This is a genomic window from Paenibacillus tianmuensis, assembly GCF_900100345.1.
Classification (GTDB): domain Bacteria; phylum Bacillota; class Bacilli; order Paenibacillales; family NBRC-103111; genus Paenibacillus_G; species Paenibacillus_G tianmuensis.
In genome coordinates this window covers 1-19,761 of sequence record NZ_FMTT01000069.1, presented here as the reverse complement: position 1 = coordinate 19,761, position 19,761 = coordinate 1, and the positions used below count along the sequence as shown (strand labels likewise).

General features: G+C 49.9%; 19 protein-coding genes. 13 read left to right on the top strand and 6 right to left on the bottom strand.

What is annotated here, in order from left to right; all coding sequences use genetic code 11:
* The coding region (locus tag BLO51_RS26890; RefSeq protein ID WP_143007004.1) for a transposase at positions 1 to 304 on the top strand (304 nt) is incomplete at its 5' end.
* A gap of 5 nt (positions 305 to 309) precedes the next feature.
* Here the strand turns inward: BLO51_RS26890 and BLO51_RS26885 are convergent.
* Both BLO51_RS26885 and BLO51_RS26875 read right to left on the bottom strand, forming a co-directional pair.
* A complete protein-coding gene (locus BLO51_RS26885) occupies positions 310 to 774 on the bottom strand; it encodes a hypothetical protein (protein ID WP_090676891.1) in 465 nt (154 codons plus the stop codon).
* Positions 775 to 1,541: 767 nt separating this feature from the next.
* On the bottom strand, positions 1,542 to 1,916 hold the full coding sequence (locus BLO51_RS26875; protein WP_090676885.1) for a winged helix-turn-helix transcriptional regulator: 375 nt from the start codon (positions 1,914 to 1,916) through the stop codon (positions 1,542 to 1,544).
* Between the two features lie 249 nt (positions 1,917 to 2,165).
* On the opposite strand from BLO51_RS26875, the gene BLO51_RS26870 reads away from it, so the two are divergent.
* Together BLO51_RS26870 and BLO51_RS26865 are read left to right on the top strand one after the other, a co-directional pair.
* Positions 2,166 to 2,732, top strand: a complete 567-nt coding sequence (locus tag BLO51_RS26870) for an NAD(P)H-dependent oxidoreductase (protein ID WP_090676882.1) — start codon at positions 2,166 to 2,168, stop codon at positions 2,730 to 2,732.
* A 309-nt stretch (positions 2,733 to 3,041) separates the two neighbouring features.
* Complete coding sequence (locus BLO51_RS26865; RefSeq protein ID WP_090676879.1) at positions 3,042 to 4,313, top strand: IS110 family RNA-guided transposase; 1,272 nt, start codon at positions 3,042 to 3,044, stop codon at positions 4,311 to 4,313.
* Between the two features lie 518 nt (positions 4,314 to 4,831).
* Here the strand turns inward: BLO51_RS26865 and BLO51_RS26855 are convergent.
* From BLO51_RS26855 to BLO51_RS26845, 3 genes are all read right to left on the bottom strand, one after another.
* The gene (locus tag BLO51_RS26855; protein WP_090676874.1) at positions 4,832 to 5,389 is read right to left on the bottom strand and encodes a GNAT family N-acetyltransferase; all 558 of its coding nucleotides are present in this window, start codon (positions 5,387 to 5,389) and stop codon (positions 4,832 to 4,834) included.
* Positions 5,390 to 5,854: 465 nt separating this feature from the next.
* On the bottom strand, positions 5,855 to 6,118 hold the full coding sequence (locus tag BLO51_RS30630; protein ID WP_245719847.1) for a hypothetical protein: 264 nt from the start codon (positions 6,116 to 6,118) through the stop codon (positions 5,855 to 5,857).
* A gap of 405 nt (positions 6,119 to 6,523) precedes the next feature.
* Positions 6,524 to 7,897 carry an aminotransferase-like domain-containing protein gene (locus BLO51_RS26845; protein ID WP_090676871.1) on the bottom strand — a complete coding sequence of 458 codons (1,374 nt, stop codon included), beginning with the start codon at positions 7,895 to 7,897 and terminating at the stop codon, positions 6,524 to 6,526.
* Between the two features lie 153 nt (positions 7,898 to 8,050).
* Here BLO51_RS26845 and BLO51_RS26840 point away from each other — a divergent pair, with 153 nt between their 5' ends.
* The 7 genes from BLO51_RS26840 to BLO51_RS26810 all read left to right on the top strand — a co-directional run bounded on the left by BLO51_RS26840 (position 8,051) and on the right by BLO51_RS26810 (position 18,150).
* Positions 8,051 to 8,917 carry a DMT family transporter gene (locus tag BLO51_RS26840; protein WP_090676868.1) on the top strand — a complete coding sequence of 289 codons (867 nt, stop codon included), beginning with the start codon at positions 8,051 to 8,053 and terminating at the stop codon, positions 8,915 to 8,917.
* Between the two features lie 148 nt (positions 8,918 to 9,065).
* Positions 9,066 to 10,334 (top strand): MFS transporter, encoded by a 1,269-nt coding sequence (locus BLO51_RS26835; RefSeq protein WP_090676866.1) that lies wholly within the window; start codon positions 9,066 to 9,068, stop codon positions 10,332 to 10,334.
* 146 nt (positions 10,335 to 10,480) lie between these two features.
* On the top strand, positions 10,481 to 11,674 hold the full coding sequence (locus BLO51_RS26830; RefSeq protein ID WP_090676864.1) for a helix-turn-helix domain-containing protein: 1,194 nt from the start codon (positions 10,481 to 10,483) through the stop codon (positions 11,672 to 11,674).
* A 318-nt stretch (positions 11,675 to 11,992) separates the two neighbouring features.
* Positions 11,993 to 12,961 carry an agmatinase family protein gene (locus BLO51_RS26825; protein WP_090676863.1) on the top strand — a complete coding sequence of 323 codons (969 nt, stop codon included), beginning with the start codon at positions 11,993 to 11,995 and terminating at the stop codon, positions 12,959 to 12,961.
* A gap of 26 nt (positions 12,962 to 12,987) precedes the next feature.
* Positions 12,988 to 14,646 carry a urocanate hydratase gene (gene hutU, locus BLO51_RS26820; RefSeq protein ID WP_174551322.1) on the top strand — a complete coding sequence of 553 codons (1,659 nt, stop codon included), beginning with the start codon at positions 12,988 to 12,990 and terminating at the stop codon, positions 14,644 to 14,646.
* A gap of 161 nt (positions 14,647 to 14,807) precedes the next feature.
* Entirely contained in the window at positions 14,808 to 16,091 is a 1,284-nt protein-coding gene (gene hutI, locus BLO51_RS26815; RefSeq protein ID WP_090676860.1) for an imidazolonepropionase, read from the top strand.
* 241 nt (positions 16,092 to 16,332) lie between these two features.
* Positions 16,333 to 18,150, top strand: coding sequence for a metallophosphoesterase (locus BLO51_RS26810; protein WP_090676858.1), 1,818 nt, complete (start codon positions 16,333 to 16,335; stop codon positions 18,148 to 18,150).
* A 94-nt stretch (positions 18,151 to 18,244) separates the two neighbouring features.
* On the opposite strand, the gene BLO51_RS26805 is transcribed toward BLO51_RS26810, so the two are convergent.
* Positions 18,245 to 18,352, bottom strand: a complete 108-nt coding sequence (locus tag BLO51_RS26805; protein WP_425415838.1) for a VOC family protein — start codon at positions 18,350 to 18,352, stop codon at positions 18,245 to 18,247.
* Positions 18,353 to 18,824: 472 nt separating this feature from the next.
* Here BLO51_RS26805 and BLO51_RS26800 point away from each other — a divergent pair, with 472 nt between their 5' ends.
* From BLO51_RS26800 to BLO51_RS26790, 3 genes are all read left to right on the top strand, one after another.
* Positions 18,825 to 19,151, top strand: coding sequence for a hypothetical protein (locus BLO51_RS26800; RefSeq protein ID WP_090676856.1), 327 nt, complete (start codon positions 18,825 to 18,827; stop codon positions 19,149 to 19,151).
* A complete protein-coding gene (locus tag BLO51_RS26795; protein ID WP_090676853.1) occupies positions 19,148 to 19,369 on the top strand; it encodes a hypothetical protein in 222 nt (73 codons plus the stop codon). Before BLO51_RS26800 ends, BLO51_RS26795 begins: the two co-directional genes overlap by 4 nt.
* A gap of 158 nt (positions 19,370 to 19,527) precedes the next feature.
* Positions 19,528 to 19,761: transposase family protein (locus BLO51_RS26790; RefSeq protein ID WP_143006971.1), on the top strand; the 234-nt coding region annotated here is incomplete at its 3' end.

Sequence of the window (19,761 nt, the reverse complement as noted above, 5' to 3'; positions counted from 1 at the left end):
GGAAGCATTTTCTCAGTGGTATGACTGTTCAACGAACGTCTGCATAGCTCGTCTGGGTTTTACCCGCTGGTTAGAGCAAGGTGAGAAAATAGACCATGACGCGGTGAGAAACACCTTGAAAACCATGCGCAACTGGCAGGATGAGATCATGAACTACCATCGTTGTCGGTGGACGAATGCAACCATTGAAGGACGGCATAATCGCATCAAGGCTTACCAGCGTCGACACTACTTCACGCGTAATCGTGAGTGCTACAAAGCTGGTATATTAATTGAATGCAATCGACTCCGTTTACCATGTTGAAAAGTTCAACCGCTAATTTTTAGATTGAGCCTAAATTTTTGAACAAATTCATGAGAGACGTGGATCTGCGTTCCCCACCAAGCAATATCAAAAGAAAAATGATCACCTATTTTGATAGCAGAACGTTCGATAGCAGAACGTTCGAATTGTGTCGGTACTAATGTTCCTTTGCTGGAGATGGACAACTCTTGTGCATGTTCTCTCACAAAAGCATTCGTTTTTTCGATAATTTCTTTAGCTGTCTGAATGTCTGTTTTGCTTAAATCTTTATCTGCTTCTTTGGTCAAATAAAACTGTTTAGCAGAATCAATTTTTACGTACGGATTGACCTTATCAACAAATTCACGCGAAATTTGTGAAATTGCCTGATCAGCTTGAACAGTAACTTCCGGAGGAGCAGCAAAAGCAGAGCCGACTTGACTTCCCAATAAAACCAAAGATAAAGACGAAGCGATAATAATTTTTTTCACCTCGAATAACTTCCTATTATTTTGAATAAAAATGAATATTTTTACTTACAATGTAACTTTATAAATATAATGATGTATATTCAAGTAGAACCTAATATATAAAATTTTTTTAGAGTTGCATAGAGTAAGAAAATCGATAATATGGTAAAATTTAAATAAACTTGAGAGGGGGAGATTATACAATGAAGCAAGTCCTAATTAATTTTTTGAAAAAAAGACTAGTATGGAATGTTTTGAATTTTATTATTCTATTTACAATTTTGCCTAGCATTTTGAATGTGGATCTTCAAACATCTCTTCTAGTAGGATCAATAGTTTTTATCATAGTGAGTTTAATAGAAATTATTGCAATGGGAATGTGGGGACGAAAATAGCTATTCAAGGGGTACCGCCAACCAAATGACATAAAACCCACGCTAAGAGATTTTGTAGGCGAAAAAAGCCGGTTTTTCCTGCGCTTAGGAATTACCGGCTTTCTGCGTCCTGGATACGGAGTGGTCGTAACGCATTTGGGACAGTCAAATTTTTAGTTTGGAAGGTATAGGGAAGCTTATTTCATAGGCACTGAACAGCAGGCTGTCCTTAAAATAAAGTGGTAGACTTTTTTTTCTTGGCTCTGTTAAATCTTAATGTTGATTTTCAAACTGAATAACCCGCCCCTTGTAAAAAGGGCGGGTTATTGAGCTAACGTTTCCGTTAGTGTAATGACCCGAACTCCCCAACGATGACACGGTTCTCCTTTTCTAACGAACACAATTTGCACGCTCTTATTCAGTTTGCCGTTTAGTTCCATGGACGTCATTAGTATCGTTCATAAATTCGATATGGTGAAACCCCCAACTGCACATGTCGGTCAAAATAGAACTTAGTGTTCTTCCATGGTCGGACAGCGAATATTCGACTTTTGGAGGGATCGTCTGAAACACTTGCCGAACGATGAGCTCATCTTTCTCCAATTCACGGAGCTGATTGGTAAGCATGCCTTGTGTAACTTCAGGGAGCTTGCGTCTCAATTCACCGAACCGTTTGGTTCCCTCCTTCATCAAAATAAATAGTATCAACGGCTTCCATTTTCCACCTATAACTTGCAAAGTGGTCACTATTCCCTGTGTCCGATACGATTGATTTCTATCCGCATCCATGAGTTCAACTCCTTATTACGCAAATTCCGAATCTCTTACCCCGACTTTACCAAAGTATAACGTATTTCATAAGTACTATTTTTTTACGTACTTAGTATGGTTAAACGTACTACTCCATAGTGAATCACCACGTAATCGTACGTTTTTCCTGACTTAGTATGAAAAAAGAGCGTACTTTTCAAAAGTTTCATTCGGCTCAATAATTGGGGTTGTAGTCATACTAACTTGTAAAATCCAGGAGGTTTTGAAATGAACATTATGGTAATCATTGCCCATCCTAATTTAGAGACATCCCGTGCAAATCGAGCATTCAAGCTTGAAATCAGTAACCACGCAAACTTCGATGTTCGAAACCTATATCAGGAGTATCCGAATTGGAAGATTGATGTGGAAAAGGAACAGCAGTTACTCTTAGCCTATGATCGGATTGTTTTACAATTTCCGTTTTACTGGTACGGCTGTCCGCCCCTATTAAAAAAATGGTTCGATGATGTATTTACGTATGGCTGGGCTTATGGACCGGGAGGTGATTATTTAAAGGGTAAAGAATTTATTATTGCAACAACAACGGGAGGTACGAAAAATTGCTATCGAGCAGGTGGAGACAATTGGTTCACAATCAGTGAATTTTTAAAACCTATTCAAAGAACGATTACCAAATGTAATGGAACTTATCTTCCTGCTTTTGTAACCTATGGTGTAAGTTCTCAAGATAACGATGCCTATATCTCTCAAGATAACGATGCCTATATCTCTCAAGAAGCAAAAAGATATGTTGAATATATCCAAACTTATTCAAGCTCGCTCATCCATTAATCTAAGTCTTCAAGACGTCTGTTATTGAAAACTACCAGATACCTTAACACCCGACGCCAGTCTACAACTTTATTTTTTCGGTCTAATACTTTATTTTTTAGTCTAACACTTTATTTTCTCAAGACACTTATTAATAAAAGGTCAGTCTGCTGTAGCGGACTGACCTTTTGTTTTCCAACTATTCTGCCCGTTAGCATTCCTGTAGATGGATTATTTTCGGCTTTGTAAAAATAAAAGCGCCTCTGTACGATGGAAGTACGCAACGGGTCAAAAGTCCTTTTATCCCATCATCCTGGAGGACGCTCTACTATGAAGTTTAAATCGCAGGCTAGACAAAATCAACTCATTGAAAACATTACCTCTTCTCATCTTGTCGTGGGGATCGACATGGCCCAGCAGACTCATGTTGCTCGGGCTGTAAACTTCCGCGGTATCATCATCGGAGAACCTTTGTCGTTTACTAATGATGAAGATGGGTTCCACAGCCTTCTTCATTGGGTTAACAAGCTGCAAGTTACCCATCAATTAAACTCCGCCATTGTGGGTATGGAACCGACCGGTCACTACTGGTTCAATATATCCCAATGGTTGGTCAAGCGCGAGTTTGAAGTTGTGCTCGTTAATCCCCACCTTGTGAAGAAGAACAAAGAAAACCGAGATAACACTCGCTCAAAAAGCGATAAAAAGGATGCTCTTGTCATCGCCGACATGGTGAAAAATGGCTACTATTCGACTAGACGCAGCACCCCTGAAGCTTTCGAGGAACTGCGAGTTCTTCTTTCGAATCGAGATTCTGTGGTCAAACGTCTCGTAAGTACCAAAAACCAAATCCACCGTTGGGTGGACGTAGTCTTTCCTGAATTCCGGCAAGTATTCAAGCACATTACTTGTATCGGTGCTTTGGCTACGCTGCGACTCTTCCCTACACCGGCAGAGCTTCGCGAAAAACAATCTAAGGATGTAGTTCAAGGGTGGAAAAAACTCATGAAGCGGCACAGCGGGTTACGAAAGGCCCAGGAGCTCATTAAGCTTGCCAACCATTCTGTCGGTGCTAAACACGCTGCACATGCTTATAAGCTCCATTTAAAGCAATTGCTTGCAGAGTATGACCTGGCTTGTGAACAGCTTCAGATCGTTGAAAAAGAGATCCTATGTGCATTGGAGCGCATTCCTTTTGCTAAGTCCATGCTCGCTATTAAAGGAATTAGCGTGATTTCACTAGCTGGGATTCTCGGGGAAGCAGGCGATTTAAGCGGATTTGTACATGGTAATGCCTTACTTCGTCACGCCGGCCTTAACCTCACGGAGGCTAGTTCCGGCAAATGGTCCGGACAGATCATCCTAAGTAAACGCGGTCGTTCGCGGCTTCGCCACTTCCTCTTTATGGCAACAATGAGCATGGTGATGACGAATCCGGAATTCCAAAGGATGCACTCGTACAATGTACAGACGAAGAAGATGAAGAAAATGAAATCCATAATGAAACTATGCGGCAAGCTGGCAAGAATCTTAGTCGGGATGGCCCGCAATGGTCAAGATTATATCCCACATAAAACACTGTCGCATCAAAAAGCAGCTTAACAAGCAACACGATTTCCTTGTACCGAGAGTTGGCTTATTCGCAGGATTTCAAAGAAAGCACGGAGTACCGGATGTATTCAACAAAAGGGCTCTGACCCGTTCCGTTAGCAAGACCGGCCTCCACCCCTTGGATAGGTGTAACGAAGGAATGAGAGGGCTCTGACCCGTTGAGACATGGGAGTGAAAACCTCCAGGGGCGGCGTGGAGAATGCGTGCAGTAAATTGGAATTTATTGGGTCACTATACTCCCCTTTATTTCCGTGCGCCTTCATGTTGCCGATGTCGAATACGGGGCTTGCCCCCGCCTTGTTATTCCACACCATTGGATCGAAATCCTGCGAATAAGCGAGTATTCGAAAGATAATTAAATCAAACCGAGGGAGTTGAACAAAGTGTTCATTTCCCTCCTCCCAGATATACTGGGACATTTGTGTTTCCTTGAATCAGAGTAAGCAAATGTTCTCGCATTTCTAGGGGATAAATATGGTAATCCGTGATATTCATAAATTGGTAGCCACTCAATCCCGATCTGGCTTCCATTCTTCTCGTAATAAACCAAACAAAAATACATCGTGAAATTGGCCGAAGCGGAAAATCTCATTTCGTAAAATGCCTTCTTTTGTAAAGCCACATTTTTCATAAGAACGAATAGCTGCTTTATTAAAGCTAAAAACATCAAGCTTAATTTTATTAATGGATACATAATTAAAAATAAAATGAATAAGTGTTTTTATTGCATCCGTTCCAAGTCCTTTACCTTGCCATTGTTCGCCAATTGAAATACCTACAGAGCAAGTGCTATTTTGCCAGTTAATTGAAAAGACACCACAGGAGCCGATAAGCTCATTTGACGACTTTTCAAATATACCGAAGATAAACTCCTCTTTTTCGCCACTAATACTTTGAAAGAATGAAGCATGATCCTCAAAGGTATTTGGAAATGGGATTTCGTCACTGGTAAGTAGCAATGCCTTTTTTTCACTTTCGATTTTTGCAAATGCTTCTAAGTCAGAGGAAGTCATTTGCTGTAAAGTAATAGATTGACCTGTAAGAAATTCTTTAAAATAATTTTCCATTTGTTTTTTTCCTCGCTCAAGGGCTGCAGTTAGAGTTACATCCCTTGGATTATTTGTTGTATAAACTAAACATCTACTACACTTTTCACACTCATATGCACAACTCCTTATTTTTAGACAACTTTATAGTAGCATTTTTAGAAATTAATAGAAATAAATATTTTAATGATAGTTTTTTGTGTTCGGTGAAAATAAAGTTTTAGACTGATCCATTAAAATAAGCAGCGGCGTACCTATCGTACCTATAACGAAGTCAAGGACTTTTTCAAATGACTACTCCCAGTTTCGAGAGAACCCGATCCATTTCATGAAAATGTTGTTCGTCGCTTGAAGCATAAATTAAATTAAAACTATCGTCATTATTCATTACCACTATTATGCTGTCATCGTAATTCCCATAAAATTCGATGCCAATCCAATGCCGAAAGGAAACACCTTTGGAATAGAACAATTCACAACCCGTATTCAAGAGCGAACACGGTTTGCAAATAGGCCATCGCAATAAAAAATTAAATAATCGCTATGTTTGAAGTATTGGAATTGCTCGGGCTTGATCAAACTATTCTGCGTATGATTCAGCCGCTCGTCTTTTCCGAGTTCCAAATAATAATCTATAAACACCTGGGGCAATTCACCAAAAATATTTTTAACGGTTTGTATCTCGTCATGACTGAACCCGTTTCGTTTTGTAATATGAAACAGTTTTTTAATCATTGTAAAATCAGTCATCCGCATCACACCTTATCCTTGTATCATTTTCCATCGATTGACTTAAGTATATTTCAAGTCAGCCTCCTTATCCATAATTCGGACCGTTTTCCGGGAAACTACTAACTCCGATGCAGTTTTAAAATTGCTTTTTTGCGATTCTGTTGTGCAATCCTGCCCGTTAAGCTTAATGAACAAAAACAACAATGACGTATAACAGAGCCTTTTCCGTAAGGAAACGAATCCGGAACAGGAATAGCAAGTAAATGTCCCCAGAAATCGAAACAGCGGCAGCCATGGACGAGAAAATAGGGTCCTAGACTGTCGCTGTTTCATTGAACATAACGTTTCCGTTCGAGCATTAAACAACAACCCTTCATTGAGAATCAGACTATCGATTGGTTTTTGTTGCAAAAGCTTTTCTATTCATAACCGAAAGAAGGGCTTAGGGGAGCTGCTTGTAGGTTGGGCACGCTCCAATTCTTCGGCAATGATGCGGATGCCCTCTTCAATAGCATGCTCATCGGTCCGAATGATGCTGAGACGCAGCAAGTTAAGCTTGGGGAAAGAGGAAAGGAACTGCCGATCGGTTGGCAGTACATCAACTCCACGATTCTCCAATCGCTTGACCAAATCTTCCGCATGGGAGTCCGGAATGCGTATTGCAGAGAAGAGCCCACCGCTGGATTGGATGGTATACAGGCACTCTTTGGGCAATAATCGCTGTGAAATTTCCCTTAGATGTTTAAAGCGATGATTGTACAAGGATTTCATTTGCTTCGCATGATGAGCATACATCCCGGACTTCATATAAATCTCCAGCACACCTTGAGAAAGCACTGAGGTGCTCAGGTCCGCCGTATGTTTATGCCATTGGAGTAAAGGAATCAACGAATCGGGTACTGCGGCCGCTGCAATCCTTAATCCGGGCAGCATCACTTTGGAAAAACTTCGGAGATAAATGACATGACTGGCCCCGTTATAAGCGCGAATAGGATCTGCTTTGCTGTTTGTTTCCAGATCAGCAAGATAGTCATCCTCAACGATGTAAACGTCGTAGGCTTTGGCAAGCTCCGCTAGTCGCTGTTTGTCTTCCGGCGTGTAAAAAGTGCCTAACGGATTATGGAAGCGCGGGATGGTATAAAAAAACTTGATCATATTACTTTGAAAATGACGCTCCAAAGTTACCCAGTCCATCCCGTTCGGAGTTCTTTCGATGCCGATTACGGTTTGTTTTTGTGCCTTAAGCGCAGCCAGCATTCCCCAGTAGGTTGGCTGCTCGACCAGAATGTTCGTTTTTCCGTTTGGAAAAGGCATCCCGGCCAGAAGATGAAGGGCTTGTTGAGCGCCTGAAAATATAAAAATTTGCTGTTCCGAAGAGAAGACTTGCTGCTGATGAAAAAGCTTCACGATCTCCTGGCGAAGGGAAAGCAAGCCCTGCGGATCGGGGTATGTGAAAATAGAAGCCTCAAATAATTCCATCGCTTTGTTCAAGCATTGACGAAAGTCGATTTGCGGAATTGACGCGGGATCGGGGGCTGCTGATGCAAAATCGATTCGTTTTGTTTGCAGCAAGGGAAGGAGCGCCTCTGCGGCTACGACAAAATATCCACTCTTCGGTCGTGAATAAATCAGATATTCATTTTCAAGCTCTTGATAAACACGAATAATTGTGTTGAGGCTGCAACCGAATTTCTGGCTCTGCTTTCGGATGGAAGGCAGCTTCTGACCAGGTTTAATGAGACCATTGACGATGTCTGAGCGGATGATCTGTTGAATGGATTCCTTTTTATTTGCCATCAAATATGCCTCCAACTCGAACAAATAGATTTTCTATTTCTGTATCCTTACAGATAGGAAAATGGTCGATATACATAAAATATTGTACCTATTATAATACAAAATATTATACAAAAGTGTATTAATTTAATCTTTCCGCACGAGGTGATTGTCATGAACAAAACGACAAGCGGCTGGATCAATGGTTTCCTGGGCGTGCTCATCTTCAGCGGCTCGCTACCCGCAACACGGTTGGCTGTGATGGATTTTGATCCGTTGTTCCTTACCGTGTGCCGTGCCGCAATTGCTGGGGTGCTAGGGGGAGTGCTGCTCCTCATCTTCAAGCAACAACGGCCTCTCCGAAGCGATATCGTTCCGCTATTGCTAGTAGCACTCTGCGTGGTAGTGGGTTTCCCACTGCTGACAGCCTTGGCGCTTCAGTATGTCACATCCGCGCATGCCATTATCTACATTGGGCTTCTGCCGCTTTCGACAGCGATCTTCGGCGTACTACGGGGCGGCGAACGCCCGCGGCCAGCCTTTTGGATCTTATCCGTTCTAGGCAGTTCCCTTGTAGCAGGGTTCGCCCTAACACAAGGGGCTGCATCTTCGCCGGTCGGTGATGCGTTAATGCTGGCTTCTATCATCGTGTGCGGTTACGGTTATGCGGAAGGGGCAATGCTTTCACGGAGGCTAGGGGGCTGGCAGGTGATCTCTTGGGCGCTCGTTCTGTCGCTTCCCGTTCTGTCACTGCTCTCGTTTTATTACATGCCGGTTTCGTGGACGGGTATCAGCGGTTCCGCACTCTGGAGCCTTGCTTATGTCTCCCTGTTCAGCATGCTCATCGGCTTTGTGTTCTGGTATCGTGGTCTTGCCCAGGGAGGTATAGCAGCGGTCGGGCAGTTGCAACTCCTCCAGCCTTTCTTTGGCCTGTTGCTTTCAGCGCTCGTTCTGCACGAGTCAATTGGTTGGCCTATCTTTATCGTAAATATCGGTGTCGTACTGTGCGTGACGATCGCACGGCGATTTGCATCAAAATAGTTACCAAGGATAGCTCCGATTTCGTAGAGCTATCCTTAATCTGGTTCTTTTTTGACCGTTGGAAAAAAGAGATTCAAATCATTGACGGAATCGGTTACTCTTAAAACTAGAGTACAAACGCTGCATGACTTCGAAGGACGGGTGGCCGATGTCGGTTTTATTATATGAATGGAAGATGCAGTTTCTCGGATACAGCCGGAATCTCCGGTTGTTTCTTTGCTTTAATTTCGTATGGAATTTGGGGCTCGGGATGTTCGGCCTCGTCTACAATCTCTATGTCAAAGCGCTCGGCTACGACCAGACGATGGTCGGGCATATTGTCGGAATGGCGGCTGCCGCCGCAGCGATCGTGCTGGTGCCTGCTGGAATCATGAACGACAGGTTCGGTCCGAAGCGGCTCGTGTCGACGGGGGTCTTTTTGGTGATCGCCGCTCTAACGGCCCGCTCGCTGGTCGATGGCGAGCAGGGGCTGCTCGTCTCCGCATTTCTGGGCGGAATGACGCTGGCGGTCGTGTCCGCGACCGTCATTCCGTTCATGGCGAACCATTCCACCCCGTCGCAGCGGGTGCATTTGTTCAGCTTAAACTTGGCTCTCGTCATGTTTGCAAGCGTTATCGGCAATGTCTTCGGCGGGTTTCTCACCGACACGCTTCAGTTCACCTTCGGTCTTGATGGCGTCCAGAGCCTGCGTCTGACCTTGCTGACGGGCGTCGGCATCGCGGCGCTCGGGCTGATTCCCGTCCTGATGCTGAAGGGGACCCGGGAGGAACGGCCGTCCGGCGGAAAGTTGTCGTGGCGGCATGCGGTACAGCATCATAAAGCGTCGCTTCAAGTGATCGGCCTCTTCGTTCTGCTCGGGCTGATGACCTCGACGGCCGGAGGTATGGTGGTGCCCTACTTGAACGTCTATTTCGAAGACCGCTTCGGCGCCTCGAAATCGGTGATCGGCGTCATCGTGTCTTTGGGGCAGGGCGCGACCGCGCTCGCGTACTTAATCGGTCCGGTCATCGCCCGGCGGCTTGGGGAAGCGAAAGCGGTCATCGTGCTTCAGCTGTGCTCGATCCCCTTCCTGCTCATTACGGCGTTTTCGACCAATCTGATGATCGCGAGCGGAGGGTATTTGTTCCGGCAGGCTTTAATGAATGCCGCCAATCCGTTCTACAATACGATCAAGATGAAATACGTCGACCGCTCGATGCGCGGACTTGCCTCCAGCTCCGGAGAAGCGGTGTTCAATCTGGGCTGGTTTCTGGCTTCGCCGGTCAGTACCGGACTTGTCGCTCAATACGGCAGCTACTACGGCTACGTTTACGCGTTCGTCATTACGGCGGTGGTATATACGGTCGTTTCGATGTTGTTCTACGTCTTTTTCGGCAAAAACCGGTTCAAGCCTGTGGAAGCGGAAGAGACGGGTTAAGCTGCGGCGTTGAACGAGCTGGCCGCAATCTTGGGTCAAATCGCTTTATAATGCCAACAGTAAAGACAAAATGACCACACCAGAATCGCATATGCCCGGAACGATTGGATGAAAGTTTTTTAACCGAATACCGTGAGGAGGCTCCCATGAGGCAAAATCCGACTCAAGCGACGTTTACCCACCTGCTGATCTCCGGTACGCTGGTCCACGAAGCGACGTTTGCGGAGATGCAGGCGGAGTTCGATATTTATCTCCGGCCCAATCTGGCGATGGTCGTCTCGATGGACCGCTATCCCGATCTTGCGCTAGGACAGCCCATCCAGTGGCGCGTCGATATCGGGCAGAAGCTGATCGACGCTCTGCATGCGGGTATCCCAGCGCCGTTCGTCTGGGTGTGGGTGGCCGAGGGTGTGCTTGCTTTGCTCGTCGAGCTGGGGACGAAGGACGGGCGCGATCCCGATCCCGCCAAAACCGCTTTCGCAATGGCGAAGCGGGTGCAGAAGCTGACCGATGCGCAGGGCTTTTCCGTCTCCGTCGGCATAGGTACCTTTTACGATAACCTGTACATGCTCCACTACTCGTACGAGGAAGCGAAGGAGTCGATGATCGACCGCTTCTTCCAGGGCAACCGGCTCATTTTCCAATACGAAAAGCAAAAGCAGGACGGTGAGCAGCCGCACAAGCCGGTCTCGCAAGCGGAGCGGACGGAGCTGATGGCCCGCGTCCGTTTGGGCGACGTACACGGAGCGGTTTCATACTTGCAGCTGCTGCTGGAGCGTATGGAGCAGACGTATCGCGGAAATGTCGATATGTTCAAAGCCGAGGTCATCGACCTCGTCATGCAGCTGACGCGTCTGTCGCTCGATGTCGGCGGCCATGCGCAGAGTATTTTATCGGAGAACGCCCGGTTTATTCAAGATCTGTACATGACGATCCGCTACGACAAGTTCGTGGCCAAAGTCAGCGAGCACTGGAGCAAGCTGACCGCACGGATCGGCGAAGCGCAGACGGCGGAGGTGTCGCCGGTGATCCGGACGGCCATCGCCTACATGAAGCAGCATCATCAGCGCAAGATCCCCCTCGAAGAGATAGCACAATATTGTTACCTTAGCACCTACCATTTCAGCCACCTGTTCCGCAAAGAAACGGGCAGCACCTTCGTCGACTACTTAAACAAGCTCCGGATCGAAAAAGCGGTCTATTACCTCGAAAACACCGATAAACAGGTACAGGAGATCGCGACGCTCGCCGGTTTTCAGGATTCCAATTATTTCTGCCGGCTGTTCAAACGATATCTGCACTGCAGCCCGAACGAATATCGCGCAGCAAAATTGTGCTAAACTTTCGCAAAATTCACTAGTGCTTTCGAAAGCGGTTGCAAGTACGATGAAAGTGCAACGGGAAAGTTCGCACTTCATTCACGATCATCTCTCCCGATGGCTCCATTCTGTATCAAGGCAAAGACATCATCGGCCAGCCGACGCATAAACTTGTGGGGCAGGCATCATCATGGCGGCCGAAGGCCGGCTTATTGAGGCCATTAACCATTAGGTCGGCTAATCATACCAAGCGGTTAATCATATAGGAGGTTAAGCGGCGGGTTCCTTGGCGGCAGGAGACGCCGGAATCCGCGGTAAGGCAAAAGAGGAGGCTTATGCGTGAAAACGATTGATCTGTTAAACCCGCCGGAGCTGGCGCGGCGGTCGAACTGGCGCGACCGGTTCGAGACGAAGGTGGCCCAGTGGCTCACGCCGTGGGACGGGGAGGCGCCGGTCGACTTCGGCTTCATCGGGGTGCCGCTGTCCAAGACATCGATCAGCGTGTCCGCCGCGTCGATGACGCCGAATGCGCTGCGCGAGCTGTTCGCGAACGTGACGACGTACAGCATCGACCATGACGTCGATCTGCAGGAGTTGAACGCCCGCGACCTCGGTGATATTCAAATGCACGTCACCGACCTGCTGCGCTGCCATGCGAACATCGAGCAGGGGCTGACGAACGTGTACGAGGCGCTGCCGAATTTGTTCCCAATTATCGCCGGGGGCGATCATTCGATCACGTGCCCGTCTGTCAAAGCGTTCCGGAACAAAATCGGCGGGCCGGTCGGCATCGTCCAGATCGATTCGCATATGGACGTGCGCAACTTGCAGGACGGCGGACCGTCCAACGGAACGCCGATCCGCGGCCTGATCGAATCCGGCGCCGTGGAAGGCAAGCATATCGCGCAGATCGGCCTGCACAGCTTCGCAAACTCGAAGCCGTACCGCGATTATGCGCGGGAGCAGGGAATTACGCAGTATACGGCGCGGCAGGTCGCACTTGAGGGCGTGGAGAAGTTCGTCGCGCAGGCGCTTGAAGTAGCCGGCAGCGGCACCGACGCGATCTATGTCACGGTGGATATGGATGTGCTCGATCAGTCCTACGCGCCGGGCGTTCCGGCGATGGTGCCCGCGGGGATGACGAGTTGGCAGCTGTTGGAAGCGGTATTCATGCTCGGCCGTCATCCGAAGGTGAAGGGCTTCGATATCGTCTGCGTCGATCCGATGCAGGACCCGCGCCGGGCAACCGTGCGCACGGCGCTGCACGTTATTCTTAACTTTCTGGCAGGCACGATGAAACGCGGTTGATCAATAACCTAAAGGGAGAGATCACGATGGAAAATAAACGTACGATTCGCGCGCCGCGAGGCAAGAAGCTGACGGCCAAAGGCTGGCAGCAGGAAGCGGTGCTGCGCATGCTGATGAACAATCTGGACCCGGAGGTGGCCGAGCGTCCGGAAGACCTCGTCGTTTACGGCGGGATCGGCAAGGCGGCGCGCAACTGGGAAGCGTACGACAAAATCGTCGAGTGCCTGACGGAGCTCGAAGCGGACGAAACGCTGCTTGTGCAGTCCGGCAAGCCGGTCGGCATGTTCAAAACCCACAGCCAGGCGCCGCGCGTGCTCATCTCCAACTCCGTGATCGTACCGGCGTTTGCGAACTGGGATACGTTCCACGAGCTGGACAAAAAAGGGCTGATGATGTACGGGCAAATGACGGCGGGCAGTTGGATTTACATCGGCACGCAGGGCATTCTGCAGGGCACGTACGAAACGTTCGCCGAAGCGGCGCGCCAGCATGCGAACGGCACGCTGCGCGGGACGCTGACGCTGACCGCGGGTCTCGGCGGCATGGGCGGGGCGCAGCCGTTGGCCGTCACGATGAACGAAGGCGTCGTCATCGGGGTCGACGTCGACGCGACGCGCATACAGCGCCGGATCGATACGCGCTACTGCGACGTGATGGTGCGCGATCTGGACGAAGCGCTCAAGCTGGCCCGCGAAGCGCAGGAGCAGGGCCGTCCGCTCTCGATCGGCCTGATCGGCAACGCGGCGGAAATTTTCCCGGAATTCGTGCGCCGCGGCATCGTGCCGGATTTCGTCACCGACCAGACGTCGGCACATGATCCGCTGAACGGCTACGTGCCTGCGGGCTACTCGCTGGAAGCGGCAGCGGAGCTGCGAACGAGCAACCCGGCGGAATACGTTCGTTTGTCGAAGCAGTCGATGGCGGCGCATGTGCAGGCGATGCTTGATTTGCAAAAGCTGGGCTCCGTCGTGTTCGACTATGGCAACAACATCCGTCAGGTCGCTCTCGACGAAGGCGTGAAGGATGCGTTCAACTTCCCGGGCTTTGTACCCGCTTATATCCGCCCGCTGTTCTGCGAGGGCAAAGGGCCGTTCCGCTGGGCCGCGCTGTCCGGCGATCCGGAGGACATCTACAAGACTGACGAGCTTGCGCTGAAGCTGTTCCCGGAAAACGAGCACCTGCGCCGCTGGATCGAAATGGCGCGCGAGAAAGTGGCGTTTCAAGGCTTGCCATCGCGGATCTGCTGGCTCGGCTACGGCGAGCGCGTGAAGATGGGGCTCGCGATCAACGAAATGGTACGCAGCGGCGAGCTGTCCGCGCCGATCGTCATCGGCCGCGACCACCTCGACTGCGGCTCCGTCGCCTCGCCGAACCGCGAGACGGAAGCGATGAAGGACGGCAGCGACGTGGTCGCGGATTGGGCTATCCTGAATGCGCTCGTGAACACGGCGTCCGGAGCAAGTTGGGTCTCGGTGCACCATGGCGGCGGCGTCGGAATGGGTTACTCGCTCCACGCCGGTATGGTCGTCGTTGCGGACGGCTCTCAGGAAGCGGAAGAGCGGTTGTCCCGCGTGCTGAACACGGACCCGGGCATGGGGATTATCCGTCATGCGGATGCGGGCTACGAGCTGGCGATTCAGACGGCCAAGGAACGCGGCGTCCGCGTCCCGATGCTGGGCATTTAAGAAGGCGCGGCTGGCGCTTCGAGCGAACGGGTTAATAAAGCATTCTGGCTGCGGTTCGCCGCATCCGCCGGGAAACCGGCGGACCGCGCGAACCGCATGCCGCTATATTCCGTCCGACCCGATCGATGTCGGGTCGGACGACTTTGTTGAGGTGATGGAAGATGGAGCAACAAAGGATCGATTTGCTTGTGCACCATATCGGCGAACTGATCACAATGGCCGGGGAAGCGGGACCGCGCACAGGCAGCCGCATGGCCCATGTGCCCGTTGTGAAAGGAGGCGCCGTAGCCGTCCGCGATGGCGTCGTTGTCGCCGCAGGCCCCGAAGCCGACGTGCGTGCGCAGATCGCGGGCCTGCCGGTCGCACAGGAGCTTGACGCTGGCGGCCGGTTGGTGACGCCGGGGCTGGTCGACCCGCACACGCATCTGGTACACGGCGGCTCGCGCGAGCACGAGCTGGCGATGAAGCTGCAGGGCGCGACGTATTTGGAAATTTTGGCGCAGGGTGGTGGCATTCTGAGCACGGTCCGCGCCACGCGGGCGGCGACGGAGGACGAGCTGTACGCCAAGGCGAAGCGCAGCCTCGATACGCTGCTGCTGCAGGGCGTGACGACGTGCGAGGCCAAGAGCGGCTATGGCCTCACGCTTGAGGACGAGTTGAAACAGCTTCGGGTGACGAAGCGGCTGAACGAAGCGCATCCGGTCGAGCTCGTCTCGACGTTCATGGGCGCGCACATGGTACCTGAGGAATACAAGGGCCGCTCGGCCGATTACGTGAAGCTCGTCATCCGCGAAATGCTGCCGGAGGTGAAGCGCCTCGGACTGGCCGAGTTTTGCGACGTGTTCTGCGAGCACGGCGTGTTCTCGCCCGCCGAATCCGAGGAGATTTTGGCGGCGGCCAAAGCGCTCGACTTCGGTGTGAAAATCCACGCCGACGAGATCGAGCCGCTCGGCGGCGCGGAACTTGCGGGCAGGCTCGGCTGCATTTCGGCCGAGCACTTGCTGGCCGCGACCGACGCCGGGTTCGAGGCGATGCGTGATGCTGGCGTGATCGCCGTCTGCCTGCCGGCGACCTCGTTCAACCTGCGGCTGAAGCAGCATGCCCGCGCGCGCCGCATGATCGAGCTCGGTCTCGCCGTCGCGCTGTCGACCGACTACAACCCCGGCAGCTCGCCGACGGAGTCGATCCAGCTCGTGATGACGCTCGGCTGCCTGAACCTCGGTCTGACGCCGGAAGAAGTGCTGACGGCCGTGACCGTCAACGCGGCGCACGCTATCGGGCGCGGCGACCGGGTCGGCAGCCTGGAGCCGGGCAAGCAGGCCGACTTGGTCATTTTCGACGCGGCCAATTTGGCGTATGTGCCGTATCACTTTGGCATCAACCACGTCGATACGGTCGTCAAGGGCGGAAAAGTCGTCGTCCGGGAAGGGCGTCTGGCGCACTAGCTGACCGGACGAAAGCATTCCGCAATAGCATATAGCATGATCCGGAAGGGGACATTCCGCACGCTTGGCTTGGGGCGTAAGGAAGAGTCCCTTTTTTTCTTTTGTTGAAATTTTTTACAACGAAAGCTACAATGGTTTTGTTTTCCATATAACGGGATTTTATAGAGTGAGGAGGGAAAGCTAACGAATTGATTTGATCGACGTTTAAATATTTCATTTATTGAAGATTGGAGTGAAGTTGATGAACAGAGGGTTGAAGCGAAAACGATGGCCGATGGTATTGTCTCTGCTTCTGGTGTTTCAACTGCTGCTTACAGGCACGACGCGGGCTTCCGAATCGAAAAGCAAACCCCGCATCGTAACGGCCGATCTGACCGCTATTTTGAAAAGCAAGCTCCGCGACGGAGCGAACGTACTCGCGGCCGAGGTGCATCAGGGAAGCGCGGGCAGCTCCGACCTGTATTGGGATATGAAGCTTGTTGCCAATCCCGACGATTCGGACAGCGGCGGGAATCCGCGGAGCGGCAAGCCGACAGCGATTGCGCTGACTTATTTTGACGATCCGAAAACCAGCATGGCGTTCGCCTGGTACACGCCCGAAAAAATCACCGGCACCCAGCTGCAGATCGTCGAAGCCTCGAAGCTCAACGGAAATTCGTTTCCGTCCACGGGAGTCCAAACGTATCAAGGCACTTCGCAAGTGATCAGCGTTTATTTGACGCTGGCGGATAAATCCAACAATAAGTCCACGAGCTTTTCAAGCCACAAAGCCATCGCCGACGGCTTGAAGCCCGGCACCGCCTATGCTTACCGTCTGGGCGACGGGACGGCGGGCAACTGGAGCGAGATCGGCACGTTTACGACGGAGCCTGCAAGCGATAACGGTTTTACCTTCCTGTATACGACCGATTCCCAAGCCAAGACCCAAGCCGACTACACGATCTGGAAAAACACGGTTCAGCAAGGGATTCAAAAATTCCCGGACACCAAATTTATCGTCAATACGGGCGATCTGGTAGACAATGGCGATGTGGAGGAGCAATGGATGTGGCTGCTCAACGAGCCGAAGGACATTTTATCCCGCATTCCGCTGATGCCGATTTTGGGCAACCATGAAACCCAAAATTACAACAACTTCGCCTACCACTTCCATCTGCCCAACAAGTCGCAAACGGACGCCACCCCGGAAGGCTCGGTGTACGCTTTTGACTACGGTCCGGCCCATTTCATGGTATTCAACACACAGTATTCGGGCAGCTCCGATCCCGTCTTCAAGAAGCAGGTGGAGTGGCTTCGAAAGGAAGTGGCCAAAACGGATAAAAAGTGGAAAATCGTCCTGTTCCACAAGTCGATTTATTCGGTAGCCAGCCATTCCGGCAGCAGGGACGTCAAGTTTTTCCGTGAGCATCTGGCGCCGCTGTTCGATGAGCTGGGCATCGACGCCGTCCTGTCGGGACACGACCATACGTATACCCGAAGCTACCAAATGTACGCCGGTCAGCCTCAAGAAGTGGCGGAGGACGGCGAAGGCCATGTCCTGAACCCGAAGGGGACGGTCTATTTCGTAGGCAATACGGCAGGCCCTAAATTTTACAAGCCCAAAGCTCAGGATTTCCCGTACGCGGCCGTATCCGGCCAACCGAAAAAGCAAATGTTCACCGGGGTAACCGTCCAGGACGATACGCTGACTTTCCAAGCTTATACGACCACGAAGGGCGGCAGCACGGAACGATACGACGCGTACAGCATTAAGAAAACCGCCGCGAAGCCGAGCAAGGTGGAAAACGCCAAAGCGACGCTGACGGCGGACGGGCAAGTGAAGCTGACTTGGAACGCTCCGGGCACGGGGCCGGCCGTGGAGGGCTATCGTATTTATGAGCAGAATAACAGGTTGGGCCCGAATTGGACGGCCAAAGTCCGTCATGCTGACGGAACGGCATCCTATAGCTATACCGTAGCGACAAAGAACCTGTCCCCCTCGTATCGGTTCGTGATCAAGGCGGTGAGCGGGAGACTGAATTCGGACCCGGTCGTAACCGAATATGCGGCAGGGAAATGAGAATCGGCGGCAACGGAGCGGTCCGCACGGTTCTGGGCATGCCTTAGACAGTGAGAACCGCCCAAGCGCTTCGGCGTTAGGGCGGTCTCTTTTTCTAGCCTTTGATTAAGAACGAGTTGCCGTCTTCGTCGAGGAAGGTGGCGAAGGTGCCCCACTGCATTTGTTGCAGCTCGTCCTCGAAGGTAACGCCGTTCGCTTTCATCGTATCGTACGTTCGAACTGCCGCAGCGAATAGCCGCTTTCCTTGGCCGCGGCAGGAACGTCATACGTTAGCGGCTCCCGGTACAGCTTCGCCAAAAAAGCTGACACCACCCGCAAAGTAGATGGATATATATGTTAATAAAAATAATTGCCCTGCTTTTTCAGCCATGTCAGCAGAAAGTGACGTACTTGTGTGGTGAAAGATTTTGTGTAAGACCGGGCTTCTTCCAGATACTTGGTCAAAATTTTGCGCATGCCCCTGTCCTCGAAGTACTGAACCATTAAATACGAAAAAGTAGAGAGCAAACGGACTATATGGTTCGTGTGTTCTCTTATTTTGTTTCGATACTACAACGAACAACCATTCAATAAATATTTAATTTTATAGAAGGAGTTTGCTATTTTACGTAAAATTCCTATTTATGGGATGGGCGAATGCACATTCTAAAAATAGGATGAAGGAGAGGATTTTATTGTTTTTAGTGAAAAAAATAATTACAACTGCTCTAACTGTATCATTAATTACGGCTTCTTTTTCGGCAACAGCGTCTGCCTCGTCACAGCAGCAACCCATTTACCAACAAGAGGAAGTTTCTATTAGCCCACAGGTTTTACCGATACTTCCTATTTTATGGGAAATTGGCACTCTCATTACTGTCGGTGCAACAACGTTTACAGTTTACACTGTTCACGAGAGAAATACTGAAATTGCAGAAAAGAGAGCCAAAGAGTGTACAGAAAAAGGTGGTGTCGCTGAAACTGAAAACCAATTTTTTAACATAGGTTATAAAGTAACATGAAAAATACCAAAATAATCATAAATGTATCTAGCATGTTGACCATCTTGTTTATCATTGTTGTTGTGCTTTTGTTATTGTTAGGAGCAAATCAAATTCATAAAAAAAATGTCGACTTTGCAGAGCAAATTGCTCAAGACTGTAAGGATACAGGCGGAGTACCTGAGACATCTAATACTTGGACAAATTTGAACTTTAAGGTGACATGTAAGCAGATTTGATGTGGATTGAAGAAATAACTTCATCTATTTTTTCGGCTCAAAACCAAAATTAGCGGTTGACGAATTCAAATGAGTGTAGAATGAGGATTAAAATGGAAAAACATCTGCAAATCCTGTATTGTTGTAAGTCCTACCAAAACAACAAAAGGATATGACAGATGCCACTCCAGTATATCAACGAACTGCTCGGATTACCAGAGCTAAAACTTCAAAAAATCGTCTCGATGGATGCCCAAGAAGTTCATCTGGAGGCATTGCCTGTAGCCACCAAACAACCTTGCCCCATCTGCCATTCTGAACAAGAGGTGAAGCGTGACGGCCGCAACAAACCGCGCAAGATTCGGCATCTGAGCATCTTTGGCAGAAAGAGTTATCTGCATGTGCCTTCCCTT